The following is a 1,149-nucleotide window of genomic DNA, read 5'->3' as shown; positions in this document are numbered from 1 at the left end:
TCGGCATCTTCGGCATCCGGCCGTTCGACGACAACGTGCACCTGGTGTGCTCACCGCTCTACCACACGGCCGTCCTGCAGTTCGCCGGCGCGTCGCTGCACATCGGCCACCGGCTGGTCCTCATGGACAAATGGACGCCCGAGGAGATGCTCCGCCTCATCGACATCCACGGCTGCACCCACACCCATATGGTCCCCACCCAGTTCCACCGCCTGCTGGCCCTGCCCGGCGAGGTGAAGGACCGCTACGACGTCTCCTCCATGCGGCACGCCATCCACGGTGCCGCGCCCTGCCCCGACCACGTGAAGCGGGCCATGCTCGACTGGTGGGGACCCTGCGTGGAGGAGTACTACGCCGCCAGTGAGGGCGGCGGCGCCTTCGCCACCGCCGAGGACTGGCTGAAGAAGCCCGGCACCGTCGGCAAGGCCTGGCCCATCAGCGAGCTCGCGATCTTCGACGACGACGGCAACCGGCTGCCGCCCCGTGAACTCGGCACCGTCTACATGAAGATGAACACCGGCGGCTTCTCCTACCACAAGGACGAGGCCAAGACCCGCAAGAACCGCATCGGCGACTTCTTCACCGTCGGCGACCTCGGCCACCTCGACGAGGACGGCTATCTCTTCCTGCGCGACCGCAAGATCGACCTGATCATCTCCGGCGGGGTCAACATCTACCCGGCCGAGATCGAGTCGACCCTGCTCGCCCACCCTGCCGTCGCGGACGCCGCCGTCTTCGGCATCCCGCACGACGACTGGGGCGAGGAGGTCAAGGCGGTCGTGGAACCGGCCCCCGGACACCGGCCCGGACCCGCGCTCGCGGCCGACCTCCTCGACCACTGCGCCCACCGGCTCGCCGGATACAAGCGGCCCAGGACCGTCGACTTCATCGCCGAGATGCCCCGCGACCCCAACGGCAAGCTGTACAAGCGGCGGCTGCGGGAGCCGTACTGGGAGGGCCGGACGCGACCGGTGTGAGGCGGCGGCGCGGCTTTGGTCACGGCAGAGCGGGCCGGCGTCATCCTTTGGTCGACCCTTGCCCGCCCTCCGGCCGATGCCCGCCCTCCGGCCGATGCCCGCCCTCCGGCCGATGCCCGCCCTCCGGCCGATGCCCGCCCTCCGGCCGATGCCCGCCCTCCGGCCGATGCCC

1 protein-coding gene is annotated in these 1,149 nt (G+C 70.5%); it reads left to right on the top strand.

The window, feature by feature from the left end:
* On the top strand, positions 1-977 hold a 977-nt coding region (locus ABZ281_RS50140), incomplete at its 5' end, for an AMP-binding protein (protein WP_356665588.1).
* Positions 978-1,149 lie beyond the last annotated feature (172 nt).

The organism is Streptomyces sp. NPDC006265 (genome assembly GCF_040613555.1).
GTDB lineage: Bacteria > Actinomycetota > Actinomycetes > Streptomycetales > Streptomycetaceae > Streptomyces.
This window is presented reverse-complemented; position numbering and strand designations above follow the sequence as displayed.